Origin of the sequence: Streptomyces sp. NPDC058796, assembly GCF_042745235.1 — a bacterium.
Classification (GTDB): domain Bacteria; phylum Actinomycetota; class Actinomycetes; order Streptomycetales; family Streptomycetaceae; genus Streptomyces.
In genome coordinates, this window is the sequence record NZ_JBHYOP010000015.1 from 97,257 (window position 1) to 113,043 (window position 15,787).

Sequence of the window (15,787 nt, forward strand, 5' to 3'; positions counted from 1 at the left end):
GCACACGACGCTTTTGGGGGGCTTGAACCTATGGACCCGAACAACCGGGGACCCGAGGAGCACGGCCACGACGGCGACACGCCGCGCCCGCGCCCGCCCAGGGACCCTCTCACGCCCGACTTCGGACAGCACGCGCCGGCGCTCGCCCGCACGGTGCAGCTCGTCTCCGGCGACCTCCTGCTCACCGTCAACCCCGTCGACGGCAGCGAGATCGAGGTCTGCCCGCCGGCCGAGCGGCCCGCCCGGCCCGAGAAGCTCACCGCGGCCGAACGCGCCGAGGTGGCACGGGCCGTCCGGCCGCCCGTCCCGCCGGGCCCGACCCGCACCGTGCTCGGACTGCTGGCCCGCGACGACGAACGCGAACGCCTGGTGCGGCTGCTCGCCCGCGGCCGCTCCGTCCGCCTCACCGGCCCGGCGGGCTCCGGCCGCAGCAGCCTCCTCGACGTCGTCGCCGAGGACTGCGCGGGGCTCGCACCCGATGGGGTCGTCCGGCTGAGCGGCTTCCACCGCACCGCCGGCGACCTCCTCCACGACCTCTTCTACGCCGTCCACCGGGCACCCCTGCACCGGCCGGACCGCGAGCAGCTGCTCGCCCGGCTCCGGGAGGTCGGCGCGGTCGTCGTCCTGGACGACGTCGAGTTCGGCGGCACCGCCCTCGACGAGCTGCTGGACGCCACCCCCGAGTGCGCCTGGCTCATCGGGGCCACCCCGGACGTGCCCGCCCCCTCCGCCGACTCGGCCGTCGAGGAGGTCTTCCTCACCGGCCTGGACCGCTCGGACGGCGTGGAGCTGCTGGAGCGCGCCGCCGGCCGCGCCCTCACCGAGGAGGAGGCCAACTGGGCCGGCGACCTCTGGTTCGAGTCCGAGGGCCTGCCGCTGCGCTTCGTCCAGGCCGGTGCCCTGCTGCGCCGGCGCGACCGGCAGCGGGCCGGTGCCGACGCCGTCGACGAGTTCGGTGTCTTCGCCGACGCCGGCCCCGCCGACGACACCCCCCGCGACGCCGCCGGGAGCGACGACGCACCCCTGCCGTCCCTCGGCGAGGCCGCCGCGCCCGCGCCGCTGCTCGCCTCCCGGCTCAGCGCCTCGGCCCGCGCCACCCTGGAGTTCGCCGTCGCCCTCGGCGGCGAGGTGCCGCACCAGGCGCACCTGCCCGCACTGGTCGGCGACACCCACGCGGACGCCGCCCTCGGCGAGCTTGCCGACTGCGGGCTGGTCTCGCCGGTCGGCTCCCGCTACCGGCTCGCCGCCGGGGTGCTCACCCAGCTGGAGAGCGCCGGGTACGCCGACGGCGCACCGGAGCGCGCACGGGCCGCCGCCCAGCACTACGCCTGGTGGGCCGGGCACCCCTCGGTGACCCCCGAGCGGGTCTGCGCCGAGGCCGACGCCGTACTGGCCGCCCTCGCCGTGCTGGTCCCGACGACGACCCGCCCCGCGGACGGCGAGGAGAGCCCCGCCGTCCAGCTGGCCCGCACCGCGGCGCCCGCGTTCGCCGCCGGGCTGCACTGGAGCGCCTGGGAGCGTTCGCTGCGCTCCGGCACCGAGGCCTCCCGGCTCGCCGGTGACGTCGCCGAGCAGGCGTACTTCCACCACGAACTCGGCGTCCTGGCGCTGTGCGAGGGGCAGCTCGACCGGGCCCGCGCCGAGCTGGAGGCCTCCATCGGGCTGCGCGGCGCCCTGTCCGACAAGCGCGGCGCCGTCGCCGGGCGCCGTGCCCTGGCCCTGGTCACCGACCGCTCCGGGGACACCCCCGGGCCGGGCGTCGGCGCGGGCGCGTTCGGCGGCTCCCAAGCCGCCGCCGGACTCGGCGCCGTCGGCGTGGGCCTCGGCCTCGGCCCGACTGCGGGGGAGGAGGTGCCCGACGCCCGCAACGAGGAGTCGGCGTCGCCGTCCGCGGGCGTCTCCGCACCCTTCCCGCCGCTCCAGCCGTCCCCGCAGTCCCCGACCCTGGTCACCAGCCGGGAACCCGACACGGAGCGGTCGCGGACGGTCGGCGGGGGCATCAAGGGATTCGCACGGCGCAACCTCGTGGCCGCCGGGGCCGGCGCGCTGCTGGTCGCCGTGCTCGGCACCGTGGTGACCCTCGGTGCCACCTCGGAGAACGACGCCGGTACTCCCTCCAACGAGGTCGGCGTCAACCCGTCGGCCAGCCAGGGCGTCGACGACGGCAGCCTGGGCGCGGACCGGCCGTCGGACGACGGTGCCGGCCCGGGGGGCGGCGGCCGGCCCACCGACCCGGGCCCGGACGGCACCGTCGGCACGTCGGACGACCCGACGCCGAGCGATTCGGCGCGGCCGTCGGACGGCGCGAGCGCCTCCGGCGAGCCCGGCGGCCAGAACTCCCCTGACCCGGGCGACTCGGACGAGCCGGGCGGCCCGACCTCGTCGTCCAAGCCGCCGACGTCCGACGACCCGGACCCGACCTCGCCGAAGCCCACCGACACGGAGCCGGACCCCGACCCGACCACGCCGACCGGCGAGCCCAGCGAGCCCACCACGCCCCCGCCGTCGACCTCGGACCCCGAGACGACTCCTCCGGAGACGTCCACCAGCGCCAGCGGCCCGAGCGAGACGACCACCACCGCCAGTTCCCCCGCCGGCACCCCCTCCACCGCCACGCAGAGCAGCACCGCGAGCACCGGCACGGGGGCGCCGAGCGGCACGGGCTCGGCGGAGGGCCTGATCATCTGAGGTCACGCGAAGGGGCCGGGTCCGCTTCACGGACCCGGCCCCTTCGCACGTCGTACCCGGCGCTCCCTCAGAACAGCCGGAGCTTGTCGTCCTCGATGCCCCGCATGGCGTCGTAGTCCAGCACCTGGCAGCCGATGCCGCGGTCCGTGGCGAGCACGCGTGCCTGGGGCTTGATCTCCTGGGCGGCGAAGACGCCGCGCACCGGGGCGAGGTGCGGATCGCGGTTCAACAGCTCCAGATAGCGCGTGAGTTGCTCCACGCCGTCGATCTCACCGCGCCGCTTGATCTCCACCGCGACGGTCCGGCCCTCGGCGTCCCTGCACAGGATGTCGACGGGGCCGATGGCGGTCATGTACTCGCGGCGGATGAGCGTGTAGCCCTCGCCCAGCGTCTCGATGCGGTCGGCGAGCAGCTCCTGGAGGTGCGCTTCCACGCCGTCCTTGATCAGGCCCGGGTCGACGCCCAGCTCGTGCGAGGAGTCGTGCAGGATCTCCTCCATCGTGATGATGAGCTTCTCGCCCGCCTTGTTGACGACGGTCCAGACGCCCTCTTCCTCGCCCGTGCCCTCCTTGAGGGTGCACGGAGGCGACATCCAGTTGAGGGGCTTGTAGGCCCGGTCGTCGGCGTGGATCGAGACGCTGCCGTCCGCCTTGACCAGGATCAGACGGGGAGCCGAGGGGAGATGGGCGGTGAGCCGCCCGGCGTAGTCGACCGAGCAGCGGGCAATGACGAGACGCATGGTCGGCAACGCTACTCGACGCGCCCGGTCCGACGCGATTCGCCCGTGCCGGGGAGCCCGCGCGGCCCGTCCCACTTATCCCATTGGCCCCGTCTTGCGCACTGGCCGATTGTGCGCCTACCGGTTGGTGCCCATCTGGGCATTCTCCTGGTGCGGTCACGATCGGTTGCTTACGGTATTGAACGGGAGGTCGCGATGTGTGTACGCAGCGTGTTCGGAATCGCGCACTCCCCTAACTGTCCGGCAACCCCTGCCAGTCGGGGGTGCGAGAGGAGAACCCATGTCGCTCGACGTCTCACCGGCCCTACTCGAACAGGCCGAGCGAGGCGAGGTCGACGAAGCAGCCTTCGTCGACTGCGTCCGGACTTCCCTGCCTTACGCATGGGAGATGGTCAGCTCCCTGGTGGCACAGCTGAAGGTCGACGGCGGTGCGTTCGCCGACAACCAGACGCCCCCGCCGGACGAGCAGGCGCGCGGCCAGCTGCTGCGTGCGCTGGCGAGTGACGCCATACGCGGTGCGCTGCAGCGGCACTTCGGTGTGCGGCTGGCCTTCCAGAACTGCCACCGGGTGGCGGTGTTCCCGTTGGACTCCTCCGTCGACGAGACGCTGACCCGTTTCACCTCGGTACGCAGCCAGGTGCTGAACCAGTCGCCCGAATTCCGCGACTGCTGACGACGACCGTCCGCTTGCCGCTCCGTACGCGGGAGGTGCAGTTCGTACCGGAGCGGCAGGCTCGCCGCCGGCTCCCTCAGCCGAGCTGGGGGAGCACCTCGGCTCCGAGCCGCCGTACGTTCTCCTCGGTCGCCGCGAGGTCTCCGGACCCCTCGACGAGCAGGGCGAAGCGGTTGATCCCGGTCCGTTCGCCGGTCGCCGCGAGCCGGTCGGCGCACAGGCGGGGCGTGCCCACCGGGTGCAGCCCGCAGAGCAGTTCGGTGTAGGCGTACGGATCGCGCATCCGCCGGGCGCGCCCGTCGACCGTGACGTGGGCGCCCAGTCCCTGGCGCAGCCAGCCCGGCATGGCCTTGAGCAGGGTCTCGGCCGCGTCCGTGCGCCGGTCGGCGATCTGGCAGACGCCGGCCGACACGTGGGCCGCGCCGCTGATCTCCGCCGACGGCCGCCCGGCGGCACGGGCGTGCCGCCGCCACAGGGCGACCATCTCGGCCTTCTCCTCGTCCCCGACGTGCATCCCGAGCAGCATCGGCAGCCCCCGCTCGGCCGCCGTGCGCACGCTCGCCGGGGAGGTGCAGGCGACGACGACCTCCGGGCCCGGCTCCTCCGACAGGGACTCCGAGGGGCGCGGGACGACGGGGACCTCGCGGAACCGGAAGCGGTCGCCCGAGGCGCCGACGGCCGGCTCGCGCAGCCAGCGCATCAGCAGATCGAGTGACTCCGGGAACCGCTTCTCGTACGCCTCCAGACCCGCGCCGAACACCTCCAGGTCGACCCACGGGCCGCCGCGGCCCACGCCCAGCGAGAACCGGCCGCCGCTCGTGATGTGCAGCAGCGCGGCCTGCTCGCCGAGGGCCACGGGGTGGGCGGTGGGCAGCACGCTGACCGCGGTGCCGACCCGGATGCGACGGGTGCGGCCCAGCAGCAGGGCGGCCAGGGTCACCGCCGACGGACACGTGCCGTACGGGACGAAGTGGTGTTCGGCCAGCCAGACCGCGTCGAGCCCCGCCTTCTCGGCGACCTCGGCCGAGCGGACCGCGCGGTGCAGCGCCTCTCCGTGACCCTGGCCCGGGAACTGGGCGCCCAACACGAAACTTCCAACGCGCATTGCTCTTCCTGCTTCCTCGGCTCCGACACGGAGCTCCCCCACAGGGCATAACCGTCTGACACGTGCCGAGGACACGGCCGGGCGGAGGGATTTGCGGATTGTCTGCAGAATCGGTCGTCGCGGAGGGACGGAAAACCCTGGTGGAGGTCCGTGCGGGCCGAGTTGTGGGGGATTGGTGCCGGACGAGTACCCCGGCCCGTCCCGCGTAGGCTGGATGCGGCCCGTACTCCCTGTATAGCTCCGTGAGGTGTCCTGTGTCCCCGCGTCGCAACCGACCCAAGGGAGCCGGTTCGCCCGGCCGCAGCGCCGAGGACGACGGCTCCGGCCGCTACGGCGGCTGGCAGTCGTCGGAGAGCTGGCAGGGCGAGGACTGGAGCGTACGGCACGTGGCGGGCGCGAGCGCGCAGGGGAAGTCGTACCGCTGCCCGGGGTGCGACCAGCTGATCCCGGACGGCGTCCCGCACGTGGTGGCCTGGCCGGCGCACTCGGGCGTGGACGAGCGCCGGCACTGGCACAAGTCCTGCTGGAACGCGAAGGACCGCCGCACCACGCGGGTGCAGCGGTCCCGTAACGCGCCGAGGTTCTGAAGGCGACTACACGTCCCGCTTCTGCAGCAGGGCGAAGGCGCCGGCGAACGCGACAGCCGTCACGCCGAGCATGATCCACAGCGGGTCCCAGCCGGACGGGCCGGAATCGCTGAGCGAGTTGGCGTAGAAGATGCTCATCTGGTTCGGGATCGAGTATTCGAACAGCGCCTGCTGCACGTCCTTCAGCGATTCCGAGAACATGAACAACGCGATCACCAGCGGGGCGAGCAGGGCCCCGATCATGATGGTGATGGCACCCGCGGAGTGGCGGATGATCGAGCCGATGGCCAGCGACAGCATGCCGAGCAGCGCCACGTAGAGCGAGACGCCGACGGTGCCTTTCAGCCACTCGCTCCCCGTGGGGTCGCCGGCCCCGTTGCCCTCCAGCATGGTCACGTGCATCAGGCCGACGAGCGTGGCGGACACCAGGGTCACCACGAACGCCACCAGGAAGAAGACGATCGCCTTGGCCGCGAGGACCCGGCCGCGGCTCGGGCACGCCGTCATCGTGGTGCGCACCATGCCGGTGCCGTACTCCGAGGCCGTGGTCAGCACGCCGAGGGTGATCAGGCAGATGCTGCCCAGCAGCAGGCCGAAGAAGCCGAGGGCGAGCGGGCTCTCGCCGTCCACGTCGGTGTCCGAGCTGGCCACCACCGCGCCGGTGAGCAGACCCAGGCCGACGACCAGCAGGACGAAGACGCCCAGCGTCCACATCGTCGAGCGCACCGACTTGATCTTCGTCCACTCGGAGGCGACCGCGTGCCCGAGGTGCGTGCGCACCACCGGGATCGGTGACGTGTACGTGGGGTAGGGCGTGCCGGGCGCCGCCTGCCAGTCGGGTGCGGCCTGCGGCATCGGGGGCTGGGGCGTGCTCATCGGGCGTCCTCGGGCTTGGTCGGGTCGGTGACGGGCGCGGGGGCGGGGGCGGCAGCCGGCGGCGCGGGGGCCGGAGCGGGTGCCTGCGGGGCCGGGGCGGGCTGCTGTGCCTGCGGGGCCTGCCGCGCGTACGGATTGGCGGGCTGTCCGCCGCCCGGCACCGCGCCGGGCGCGGCCGGGGCACCGTACGGTCCCGCCGGGGCCTGGCCCGGCGCGCCCTGCGGCGCCGCGAAGGGCTGACCGCCCTGCTGGGGCGGCGGCGGGGCGTACCAGCCGGGCTGACCCTGCCCGGGCACCGGCATCGGCGGCTGCGCGCCGGGCGGCAGCGGCTGCTGGAGCCCCGCCTTCTGGTCGTCGGTCGACCGGTAGTCGACGGCGCCCTGCGTCATCCGCATGTACGCCTCCTCCAGCGAGGCCTGGTGCGGAGACAGCTCCCACAGCCGTACGTCGGTGTCGTGCGCGATGTCGCTGATCCTGGGGAGCGCCAGCCCGGTCACCCGCAGCGCCCCGTCCTGCTCGGGCAGCACGTGCCCGCCCGCCTCGGTCAGCGCCGACGTCAGCTTCTCGCGCAGCTGCGGCTCACTGTCCGGTGTACGCACGCGCGCGAAGTCGGCGGAGTTGGCCGAGATGAAGTCCTTCACGCTCATGTCGGCCATCAGCTGGCCGCGCCCGATGACGATCAGGTGGTCGGCGGTCAGCGCCATCTCGCTCATCAGGTGCGAGGAGACGAAGACCGTACGGCCCTCGGCCGCGAGCGCCTTCATCAGGTTGCGCACCCAGTGGATGCCCTCGGGGTCGAGACCGTTGACCGGCTCGTCGAAGAGCAGCACCTGGGGGTCGCCGAGCAGGGCCGCGGCGATGCCGAGCCGCTGGCCCATGCCGAGCGAGAAGCCCTTGGAGCGCCGCTTGGCCACGTCCTGGAGGCCCACCACGCCGAGCACCTCGTCCACCCGCCGGGCCGGGATGCCCGACAGCTGGGCGAGACTCAGCAGGTGGTTGCGGGCGGACCGGCCGCCGTGCACCGCCTTGGCGTCGAGCAGCGCGCCCACCTGGCGGGGGGCGTTCGGCAGCCTGCGGTACGGGTGACCGCCGATGGTGACGTGTCCCGCGGTGGGGTTGTCCAGGCCGAGGATCATGCGCATCGTCGTCGACTTCCCCGAGCCGTTCGGCCCGAGGAAGCCGGTGACGGCACCTGGCCGCACCTGGAAGGACAGATTGTGCACTGCGGTCTTGTCGCCGTAGCGCTTGGTCAGGCCGACAGCCTCGATCATGCTCCGCACCCATCGGAAGGTTCAGGACAGCAGGGCGCACGCCCCCGTAAGGGTTAGGAGGATATCGAGGCGCTGACGGTTCCGTTCAAGCCCGGGTAAAATCCGATCCTTCGCGAAACCGGGCCGGACAGCGACTAGGCGTCCCGCTTCTTCAGCACCACGTACCCGCCCACGAGGGCCGCGATCACCCACAATGCCATGATGCCGAGGCCGCCCCACGGTCCGTAGGGCACGTCGTCGTCGAGCGGCGCGACCACCTGCATGATCTTGCTGCCGGCCTGGTCGGGCAGGAACCGGCCGACCTTCTCCGTCGCGGGGACGTTGCCCAGGATGTTGGAGATCAGGAAGAAGAACGGCATCAGGATGCCCAGCGACAGCATCGGCGAGCGCAGCATCGCGGCGACGCCCATCGAGAACATCGCGATCAGCGTCATGTAGAGCCCGCCGCCGATGACCGCGCGCAGTACGCCGGGATCACCGATCGACGCCTTCAGGTCGCCGAGCATCGCCTGCCCGAGGAAGAAGGTGGCGAAGCTGGTGATCATGCTGACGACCAGCGCGAGGGCGGTGGCCACCGCGATCTTGCTGAACAGGAAGGTGCCGCGCTTCGGCACGGCGGCCAGCGAGGTGCGGATCATGCCGGTGCTGTACTCGTTCGCCACCACCAGCACGCCGAACACGATCATCGCCAGCTGGCCGAGGCTCGTCCCGGCGAAGCTGATGAAGGTCGGGTCGAAGGTGAGCTGGTCCTCCCGGCCCATGCTGTCGAACTCGCTCTTCGACAGTGCCGAGATCAGCATGCCGAGGGCGATGGTGACGACCACGGCCAGGCCCAGCGTCCACACCGTGGACGCGACCGACCGGATCTTGGTCCACTCGGACCGGACGACCTGTGTCGCCGCCATGCTCATCCCTTCCTCCACTCGCTGCCCCACTGCTGCTGTCGCGGCTGCTGGTCCGGCGGCACCGGACCGGCCGGCTGCCCGTCGTGTGCGTGGTACTCCACCGACTCCGCCGTCAGCTGCATGAACGCCTCCTCCAGCGAGGCCCGCTGCGGGCTCAGCTCGTGCAGCACGATCTGGTGCCGTGCCGTCAGCTCGCCGACGGTCTCCGCCTTGTCGCCGTCCACCTCCAGCGCGTCGCCGGTCTCGACGACCGTGACGCCCTCGCCGTGCAGCACGTCGAGCAGCCGCTCGCGCTGCGGAGTGCGGATGCGGACGTAGCTGCGCGAGTTCTCCGCGATGAAGTCGGCCATCGAGGTGTCCGCCAGCAGCCTGCCCTGGCCGATGACCACCAGGTGATCCGCCGTCAGCGCCATCTCGCTCATCAGGTGGGAGGAGACGAAGACCGTACGGCCCTGGGAGGCCAGCGTCTTCATCAGATTGCGGATCCAGTGGATGCCCTCGGGGTCGAGCCCGTTGACCGGCTCGTCGAACATCAGGATCCGCGGGTCGCCCAGCAGTGCCGCGGCGATGCCCAGCCGCTGACCCATGCCGAGGGAGAACCCCTTGGTCTTCTTCTTGGCGACCGCCGTGAGCCCGACCGTGTCCAGGACCTCGCGGACCCGCCTGGCCGGAATGCCGTTGCTCTGCGCGAGGCACAGCAGGTGGTTGTAGGCGCTGCGCCCGCCGTGCCAGGCCTTGGCCTCCAGGAGCGCGCCGATGTACGTCAGCGGGTCCTTCAGCTGGTCGTAGTGCTTGCCGTCGATCCGGACGTCCCCGGCCGTCGGCCGGTCCAGGCCCAGCACCATCCGCATGGTGGTCGACTTGCCCGCACCGTTGGGGCCGAGGAAGCCCGTGATGATGCCCGGTCTGACGGTGAAGGAGAGATTGTTGACCGCCACCTTCTCGCCGTACCGCTTGGTCAGCCCCTCGAGCTCGATCATGGCGACCACGCTAGAACGGGGCGAAGCCTTCTGCCACCCCGGTGACAGAAGGCTTCGCCCGAGTTCCGAGCTCGTTCGGCCGGTGTACGCCCCGCGTCAGCGGGACTGCTGGGCCGGCACCCCGCGGGAGACCGGCTCCTCGTCGGCCGGCGTGCCGGCGGCGGCCACCGCGGCGCCCGTGAGGGTCGCCAGCATCTCGCGCACGTTGGTCAGCTGCGCGTTGATGGAGTCGCGGCGGTTGGTGAGGGCGGCCAGCTCGCGCTCCGATTCCGAACGGATCCGGTCGGCCTTGGCGTTGGCGTCGGCCACGATGTCCTCGGCCTGGCGCTGCGCCGTCTCGACGGTCTGGCGGGCGCGGCGCTCGGCGTCCGTGCGCAGCTTCTCCGCCTCCAGGCGCAGTTGCTCCGCGCGGTGCTCGATCTCCGCGAGCCGCTTCTCGGCCTTGGCCTGACGGGAGGCCAGGTCGCGCTCGGACTGCTCCCGGCGCTTGGCGAGGTTCGTCTCGAAGTCGGCGGCGGCCTGCGCGGCCTTGGCGCGGGTCTCCTCGAAGAGCGCGTCCGCCTCCTCGCGCTTGGACTGCGCGTCCTTCTGCGCCTCGGAACGCAGCTGCGCGGCGTCGCCCTTGGCCTGCTCGACGATCCGGACGCCTTCGTCCTCGGCCTTGGCCTTGCGCTCCGCGGCGTACGACTCCGCGTCGTTGCGCACCTGCTGGGCCGCCGACTCGGCGAGCTCGCGGTGCTGCTCGGCCGCGCGCCGGGCCTCCTCGCGCAGGTCCTTCGCCTCTTCCTCGGCGAGACGCAGGATCTTCTCGACCCGGGCACCGAGACCGGCGTACGACGGCTCGGCGTCGTTCACCTGTGCCTGGGCGTTCTGGGTCTCGAGGTGGAGCTCCTCGATGCGCTTTTCCAGAGCGGTGATGCGGGCGAGAGCGCTGTCACGGTCGGAGACGAGCTTGGAGATCCGTTCGTCCACCTGAGCGCGGTCGTACCCACGCCGCACAAGCTCGAAGCCGTAGGGGGAAGTGTCGCTCATGGGGTTCCTGTCGAAAGAGACCGGGTGAGGTGATAGGGGGAATCCTAGGTGCCGATGCGGTGTGTCATCGAGCGGATGCACGTTTGATACGGAGAATGACACCTCTTTCGGGTGGCTGACACGCGGACGGCTTGCCAAAGTCTTGGTCAAGGGTTTGTCCGGTCGTATGCCAAAGATCTCCAGCAGACACCGAAAACGCTCCCGACGCTAGCCGTCTGACGACTTGCCACCCGAACGTGGGGCACCCACCGTGGCACCGGCCTTGACCCCGTTGTCCTTGCCGCCGCCCGCGGGCGCCTCGAAGGACTCCAGCGCCTCCAGCACGTCCTGCACCCGGGAGATCTCCGCGTTGATGTCCTCGCGGCGCCGCACCAGGATCTCCAGCTCGCGCTTGCCCTCCTCGACCGTCTCCCGTGCCTCGCGGACCGCCTCGGCCTTCAGCTCCTCGGCCTCCCGGACCAGCGTCGCCTTCTTCTGCTCTGCCTCCTTGAGCAGCCCCTCGGCCTTCTTGACGGCGGCGATGCGCACCTTGCCGGCCTCCGAGTTGGCCTCCGACACCAGCTCCTTGGCCTTCGCCTCCGCCTTGGCGAGCTGTTCCTCGGCGGCCTTGATGAGCGCGTCGCAGCGGTCGCCGGCCGACTTCATCGTCTCGGCGGCCTCGCGGCGGGCGCGCTCGTGCAGCTCCTCGATCTCGGAGGTGAGGCGCTCGCGCAGCTCCTCCGCCCGCTCCCTTATGGCGGTCGCGTCCCGGCGGGCGCCGACCAGCAGCTCGTCCGCGTCCGTACGGGCCTTCTCCACCCGGGTGTTGCCCTCGACCGTCGCCTCCTGGACGATCCGGTCGGCCTCCGCGCGGGCCGCGCCGACCATCGTGTCGGCCTGCGACTCGGCATCCGCGGTGGCCTTCTGGGCCTGCTGCTGGGCCTCGGCGAGCAGCTTGTCGGCCTCGGCGGTGGTCTCGGTGATGAGCGTGTCCACCTGCTCGGCCGCCTCCGAACGCCGCTTGTTGGCGTCCTTGCGGGCCTCGTCGAGGGTGCGCTCGGCCTCCTCGCGGGCGGCCGCGGTCACCCGCTCGGCCTCCTCCGCCGCCTGAGCCCGCACCTGTTCCGCCTCGGTGCGGACGCGCTCGGCGTGCTGCCGCGCGGAGCCGACCGTCTCCGCGGCCTCGGCGCGCAGCCGCTCGGCCTCGCCGGTGGCGTCCGAGAGCAGCTGCTCGGCCCGGGCGCCCGCCTCGGTCCGGACCCGGTCGGCCTCGGCGACCGACTCGGTCCGCAGCCGCTCGGCCTCCTCGGCCGCCGCCGCCTGAACCCGCTCGGCCTCGTTCGCCGCCTCGGCGCGGACGCGTTCCGCCTCCGTGACCGTCTCCGTGCGGAGCCGGTCGGTCTCGGCCAGCGTCTCCGTGGTCAGCCGCTCCGCCTCGGAGCGCGCCTCGGTGATCAGGGTGTCCGCCTGCGTCGCCGCGTCGGACCGGATGCGGTTGGCGTCCTCGCGGGCGTCCGCCCGGGTGCGGGAGGCGGACTGCTCGGCCTCGGCGATGGCGTCGGAGGCCTCGGTGCGCACCCGCTGGGCGTGCTCGGCGACGTCCGCGCGGATGCGCTCGGCCTCCGTGATGGCCTCGGACACCGTCCGCTCGGCCAGCGCCTTGGCGGCCTCCGTCTCCTCCTGGGCCTCGTGCCTCAGGCGTCCGGCGTCCTCGCTCGCCCGCTCCCGCTCCGCGTAGGCGTCGGCGCGGACCCGGTCCGCCTCCTCCTCGGCCTCGCGCCGGGTGCGCTCCGCCGCGTGCTCGGCGGCGCTGCGCAGCCCGGTGATCTCCTCCTGGGCCTGCTCGTGCAGCCCGGCGACCGACTCCCGTACCTGCGTCGCGTGCTGCTCGGCGGCCGACACCATCTCGGTGGCGCGCCGGTCGGCCTCCTCGACCAGCCGGGTCGCCTCGGCCTGCGCCTCGTCCACGCGCTTGCGCGCCGAGGCCAGCAGCTCCTCGCTCTGCTCACGGGCCCGCTCGCGCTCCTGGTCGGCCTCCTGCCGGGCGTCGCCGAGCAGTTCCTCGGCCTCGCGGCGGCGCCTCGCCGCCTCCTCCTGGGCGGCCGCCAGCGTCTCGGACGCCTCGGCGGCGATCCGCTCGGCGGCGCTCTGCGCCTCCGCCCGCACCCGGTCGGCGCTCTCCTGCGCCTCCGACTTCAGCCGCTCGGCCTCGCTGGAGGCCTCCGACCTGAGCCGTACGGCGACGGCCTCGCCCTCCGCGCGGGAGGCGGAGGCGTCCGCGGCGGCCTCGGTGCGCAGCCGCTCGGCCTCCGTCTCGGCCTGCTGCTGGAGCGTACGGACGCGCTCGGCGGCCTCGGTGCGCAGCCGCTCGCTCTCCTCCGCGGCCTCGCGGCGGATCCGCTCGCCCTCCTCGCGGGCCTCGGTCAGCGCCTGCTCGGCGGCCGTGCGCCGCTCCTCGGCCTCCGTCTGGAGCCGCGCCAGCTCCTCGGCGGCCTCCTCGCGGCGGGCCTCGACGGCCCGCTCGGTCTCCTCGCGCAGCTCGCGGGCGGCCCGCTCGGCCTCCGCCTGGAGCTGCTCGGCCCGCTCCTCGGCCTCCGCGCGGTGCCGCTCGGCCTCCGCGCGGGTGCGCTCCAGGGTCTCCTCGGCCTGCCGGCGCAGGGTCGTCGCCCGCTCGATGGCCTCGGCGCGGACCTTCTCGCCGTCCGCCGTCGCGGTCTGCCGCAGCTCGTCGGCGTCCGCCTTGGCCTTGGCGAGCAGTTCCTCGGCGGTCTTCGCCGCCTCCTCGATCTGCGCCACGGCCTCCTTGCGGGCCTCGGCGCGGATCTTCTCGCCCTCTTCGACCGCGTCGGCGCGCAGCTGCTCGGCCTCGCCGCGCAGCCGGCGCGCCTCCTCCTGGAGCTCGACCGTCTTGGCGCGGTACTCCTTGGTGTCGTCCTTCGCCGCGCCCTTGAGCTGCTCGGCGATGTCGTGCGCCTCGCCGCGCAGCCGGTCCGCCTCCGCCTCGGCCTCGGAGCGGATCCGCTCGGCCTCCTCGGCGGCGGCCTTCGTGGTGCGCTTGGCGTCCTCCGAGGCCTTGTTCAGCACGTCCTCGGCGGTCTTGGCCGCCTTGGACAGCTGGGTCGCCGACTCCTCGGCGGTGATCGTGCGGGCCTTCTCGGCGGCCTCGGCGACGATCTTCTCGGCCTCGGCGCGGGCGTCCGCGACCAGCTGTTCGGCCTCGGACTTCGTCGTCTCGGCGTCCTTGGTGGCCTCGCCGACCAGCCGGGCGACCTGCTCCTTGGCGGTGCGGGTGCGCTGCTCGTTGGTCTGCTCGGCGCTCGCGATGGCCTTGGCGGCGGCCTCCTTGGCCTCGGTGACCACCTTCTCGGCCTCGGTCTGCGCCTTGCGCAGCGCCTCCTCGGCCTCGGCCATCCGCTGCTCGGCGGTCCGGCTCAGCTCCTGGGCCCGGCGCCGCGCCTCCTCCGACTCGGTGGCCGTGGAGGTGCGCAGCTGCTCGGCGTGGTCGGTGGCCTCCTGGGCCTGCGTGGAGGCGGCGTTCAGCAGCCGCTCGGCGTCCGCGCGGGCCCGGCGCAGGATCTGCTCGGCCTCCGCGCGGGCGGTCTCGGCGTCGCTGCGCAGCCGCTGCCGGGCCTCGGTGGTCAGCCGCTCGGCCTCCGCGCGGGCCGCGGCCAGGGACTGCTCGGCCTCCGCGCGGGACTCGTCGAGCAGCCGGCGGGCCTGCTGCTCGGTGCGGGCGCGCAGCTGCTCCGCCCACGCCACGTTCTCGTTGACGTGCGACTCGACGGTCTGCCGGCGCTCGGCGAGCTCCTGGTCGAGCTGCTGGCGCCGGGTCACCGCCTCCTGGTGCAGCTCCGCCTGGAGCCGGGCGGCCTGCTCGGCGTGCTCCTGGAGGATGCGCTGGGTCTGCGCCCGGGCCTGGCTCAGCTCCCGCTCGGCGTCCGCGCGCAGCTGGTCGGCCTGCGTCTGCGCGTTGCGCAGCAACTGCTCGGCCTGGTACCCGATGTCGCCGCCGTCGAAGGCGGGCCGGGACATGATGGTGCGCCGCGCCTCGTGCAGCTTGGCGCGCAGCACCTCGACCTGGTAGCCGAGGTCCTCGGCGTGCTGGATCGCCTTTTCCCGCTCGGTCCTCAGCCGCTTCATCTCGGCCTCGAACCGAGAGAGGTGGTCGACGTCAGCCGCCGGCTCTCGCTCCTGGCTCTCGTAGCCCCGCACTGCGCGGTCCCATCCGTCCCCTGGTCGCAAAAACTTCCGAACGAGCTCCGTCCGTCCACCGGACGGGGCCCCCGGGGGAATGGTGTCAGATCAACGGCGGAGCACGAGCTTCTGCCCCGGCGTTCGCCCCCCGAAACACGGACCCCGGCGGTCCCGCCACCCCAGACGGCAGGACCGGGTCACCCCGGACTGAGCGGCGACCGCACCCAACCCTACCGGCCCTTATGTACGAGGGTCAGTGCTCAGGTGACTCAACGGCCGCCGAAGTGACCAGTTCTGTCAGTACGCCATGGCAGTCCTTGGGGTGCAGGAAGGTGATCCTGGACCCCATGGAACCGCGCCGGGGCTCGTCGTACAGAACGCGTACGCCCTTGCCCCGGATGTCCGCGGCGTCCGCGTCCACGTCCGCCGTGCCGAAGGCGATGTGGTGGACGCCCTCGCCGTTCTTCGCGAGCCACTTGCCCACCGCGGAGTCCTCGCGGGTCGGCTCCAGGAGCTGGAGGTACGAGGCGCCGCCGTCCGACGTATCGTTGATCTTGAGCATGGCCTCGCGCACGCCCTGCTCCTCGTTGACCTCGGTGTGGAACACCTCGAAGCCGTAGGTGGCACGGTAGAACTCGACGGTCGTGTCGAGGTCGCGGCAGGCGATTCCGATGTGGTCGATTCGCGTCAGCATGGATTCAGTGCAGCGCTCCGGAGGTGGTTACGCAACGTGCGCGCGATCACACCGACAGCCCGAT

At 73.0% G+C, this 15,787-nt stretch carries 12 protein-coding genes; 3 read left to right on the forward strand and 9 right to left on the reverse strand.

Going from position 1 to position 15,787, the window contains the following annotated elements:
- Positions 1-30 precede the first annotated feature (30 nt).
- Complete coding sequence (locus ACFW47_RS31405) at positions 31-2,688, forward strand: ATP-binding protein (protein WP_386307810.1); 2,658 nt, start codon at positions 31-33, stop codon at positions 2,686-2,688.
- 67 nt (positions 2,689-2,755) lie between these two features.
- Here ACFW47_RS31405 and nucS read toward each other — a convergent pair whose 3' ends face one another.
- On the reverse strand, positions 2,756-3,427 hold the full coding sequence (nucS, locus tag ACFW47_RS31410; protein ID WP_386286941.1) for an endonuclease NucS: 672 nt from the start codon (positions 3,425-3,427) through the stop codon (positions 2,756-2,758).
- 280 nt (positions 3,428-3,707) lie between these two features.
- On the opposite strand from nucS, the gene ACFW47_RS31415 reads away from it, so the two are divergent.
- Entirely contained in the window at positions 3,708-4,100 is a 393-nt protein-coding gene (locus tag ACFW47_RS31415) for an SCO5389 family protein (RefSeq protein WP_019326839.1), read from the forward strand.
- 76 nt (positions 4,101-4,176) lie between these two features.
- Here the strand turns inward: ACFW47_RS31415 and ACFW47_RS31420 are convergent, their stop codons facing one another.
- Entirely contained in the window at positions 4,177-5,205 is a 1,029-nt protein-coding gene (locus tag ACFW47_RS31420) for an LLM class flavin-dependent oxidoreductase (RefSeq protein ID WP_386307812.1), read from the reverse strand.
- A gap of 254 nt (positions 5,206-5,459) precedes the next feature.
- On the opposite strand from ACFW47_RS31420, the gene ACFW47_RS31425 reads away from it, so the two are divergent.
- Positions 5,460-5,792, forward strand: coding sequence for a hypothetical protein (locus ACFW47_RS31425; protein WP_019326837.1), 333 nt, complete (start codon positions 5,460-5,462; stop codon positions 5,790-5,792).
- Between the two features lie 6 nt (positions 5,793-5,798).
- On the opposite strand, the gene ACFW47_RS31430 is transcribed toward ACFW47_RS31425, so the two are convergent.
- The 7 genes from ACFW47_RS31430 to mce all read right to left on the reverse strand — a co-directional run bounded on the left by ACFW47_RS31430 (position 5,799) and on the right by mce (position 15,723).
- Positions 5,799-6,668, reverse strand: coding sequence for an ABC transporter permease subunit (locus tag ACFW47_RS31430; protein WP_386286945.1), 870 nt, complete (start codon positions 6,666-6,668; stop codon positions 5,799-5,801).
- Positions 6,665-7,939 carry an ABC transporter ATP-binding protein gene (locus ACFW47_RS31435; RefSeq protein ID WP_386286947.1) on the reverse strand — a complete coding sequence of 425 codons (1,275 nt, stop codon included), beginning with the start codon at positions 7,937-7,939 and terminating at the stop codon, positions 6,665-6,667. The genes ACFW47_RS31430 and ACFW47_RS31435 overlap by 4 nt, the downstream gene beginning before the upstream one ends.
- Before the next feature lie 134 nt (positions 7,940-8,073).
- Complete coding sequence (locus tag ACFW47_RS31440) at positions 8,074-8,850, reverse strand: ABC transporter permease (RefSeq protein WP_386288679.1); 777 nt, start codon at positions 8,848-8,850, stop codon at positions 8,074-8,076.
- Positions 8,847-9,824 (reverse strand): ABC transporter ATP-binding protein, encoded by a 978-nt coding sequence (locus ACFW47_RS31445; protein WP_386288681.1) that lies wholly within the window; start codon positions 9,822-9,824, stop codon positions 8,847-8,849. The genes ACFW47_RS31440 and ACFW47_RS31445 overlap by 4 nt, the downstream gene beginning before the upstream one ends.
- A 96-nt stretch (positions 9,825-9,920) precedes the next feature.
- A complete protein-coding gene (locus tag ACFW47_RS31450; protein ID WP_100048262.1) occupies positions 9,921-10,856 on the reverse strand; it encodes a cellulose-binding protein in 936 nt (311 codons plus the stop codon).
- A gap of 207 nt (positions 10,857-11,063) precedes the next feature.
- Entirely contained in the window at positions 11,064-15,047 is a 3,984-nt protein-coding gene (scy, locus tag ACFW47_RS31455; RefSeq protein ID WP_386307813.1) for a polarized growth protein Scy, read from the reverse strand.
- 235 nt (positions 15,048-15,282) lie between these two features.
- Positions 15,283-15,723, reverse strand: a complete 441-nt coding sequence (mce, locus tag ACFW47_RS31460; protein ID WP_210960426.1) for a methylmalonyl-CoA epimerase — start codon at positions 15,721-15,723, stop codon at positions 15,283-15,285.
- Positions 15,724-15,787: the final 64 nt, after the last annotated feature.

Bases quoted from the DNA above. Each gene is read 5' to 3' on its own strand.
- ACFW47_RS31420 (WP_386307812.1), bottom strand. From the start codon at position 5,205: ATGCGCGTTGGAAGTTTCGTGTTGGGCGCCCAGTTCCCGGGCCAGGGT.
- ACFW47_RS31440 (WP_386288679.1), bottom strand. From the start codon at position 8,850: ATGAGCATGGCGGCGACACAGGTCGTCCGGTCCGAGTGGACCAAGATC.
- ACFW47_RS31445 (WP_386288681.1), bottom strand. From the start codon at position 9,824: ATGATCGAGCTCGAGGGGCTGACCAAGCGGTACGGCGAGAAGGTGGCG.
- ACFW47_RS31435 (WP_386286947.1), bottom strand. From the start codon at position 7,939: ATGATCGAGGCTGTCGGCCTGACCAAGCGCTACGGCGACAAGACCGCA.
- ACFW47_RS31405 (WP_386307810.1), top strand. From the start codon at position 31: ATGGACCCGAACAACCGGGGACCCGAGGAGCACGGCCACGACGGCGAC.
- ACFW47_RS31450 (WP_100048262.1), bottom strand. From the start codon at position 10,856: ATGAGCGACACTTCCCCCTACGGCTTCGAGCTTGTGCGGCGTGGGTAC.
- ACFW47_RS31430 (WP_386286945.1), bottom strand. From the start codon at position 6,668: ATGAGCACGCCCCAGCCCCCGATGCCGCAGGCCGCACCCGACTGGCAG.
- nucS (WP_386286941.1), bottom strand. From the start codon at position 3,427: ATGCGTCTCGTCATTGCCCGCTGCTCGGTCGACTACGCCGGGCGGCTC.
- mce (WP_210960426.1), bottom strand. From the start codon at position 15,723: ATGCTGACGCGAATCGACCACATCGGAATCGCCTGCCGCGACCTCGAC.
- ACFW47_RS31415 (WP_019326839.1), top strand. From the start codon at position 3,708: ATGTCGCTCGACGTCTCACCGGCCCTACTCGAACAGGCCGAGCGAGGC.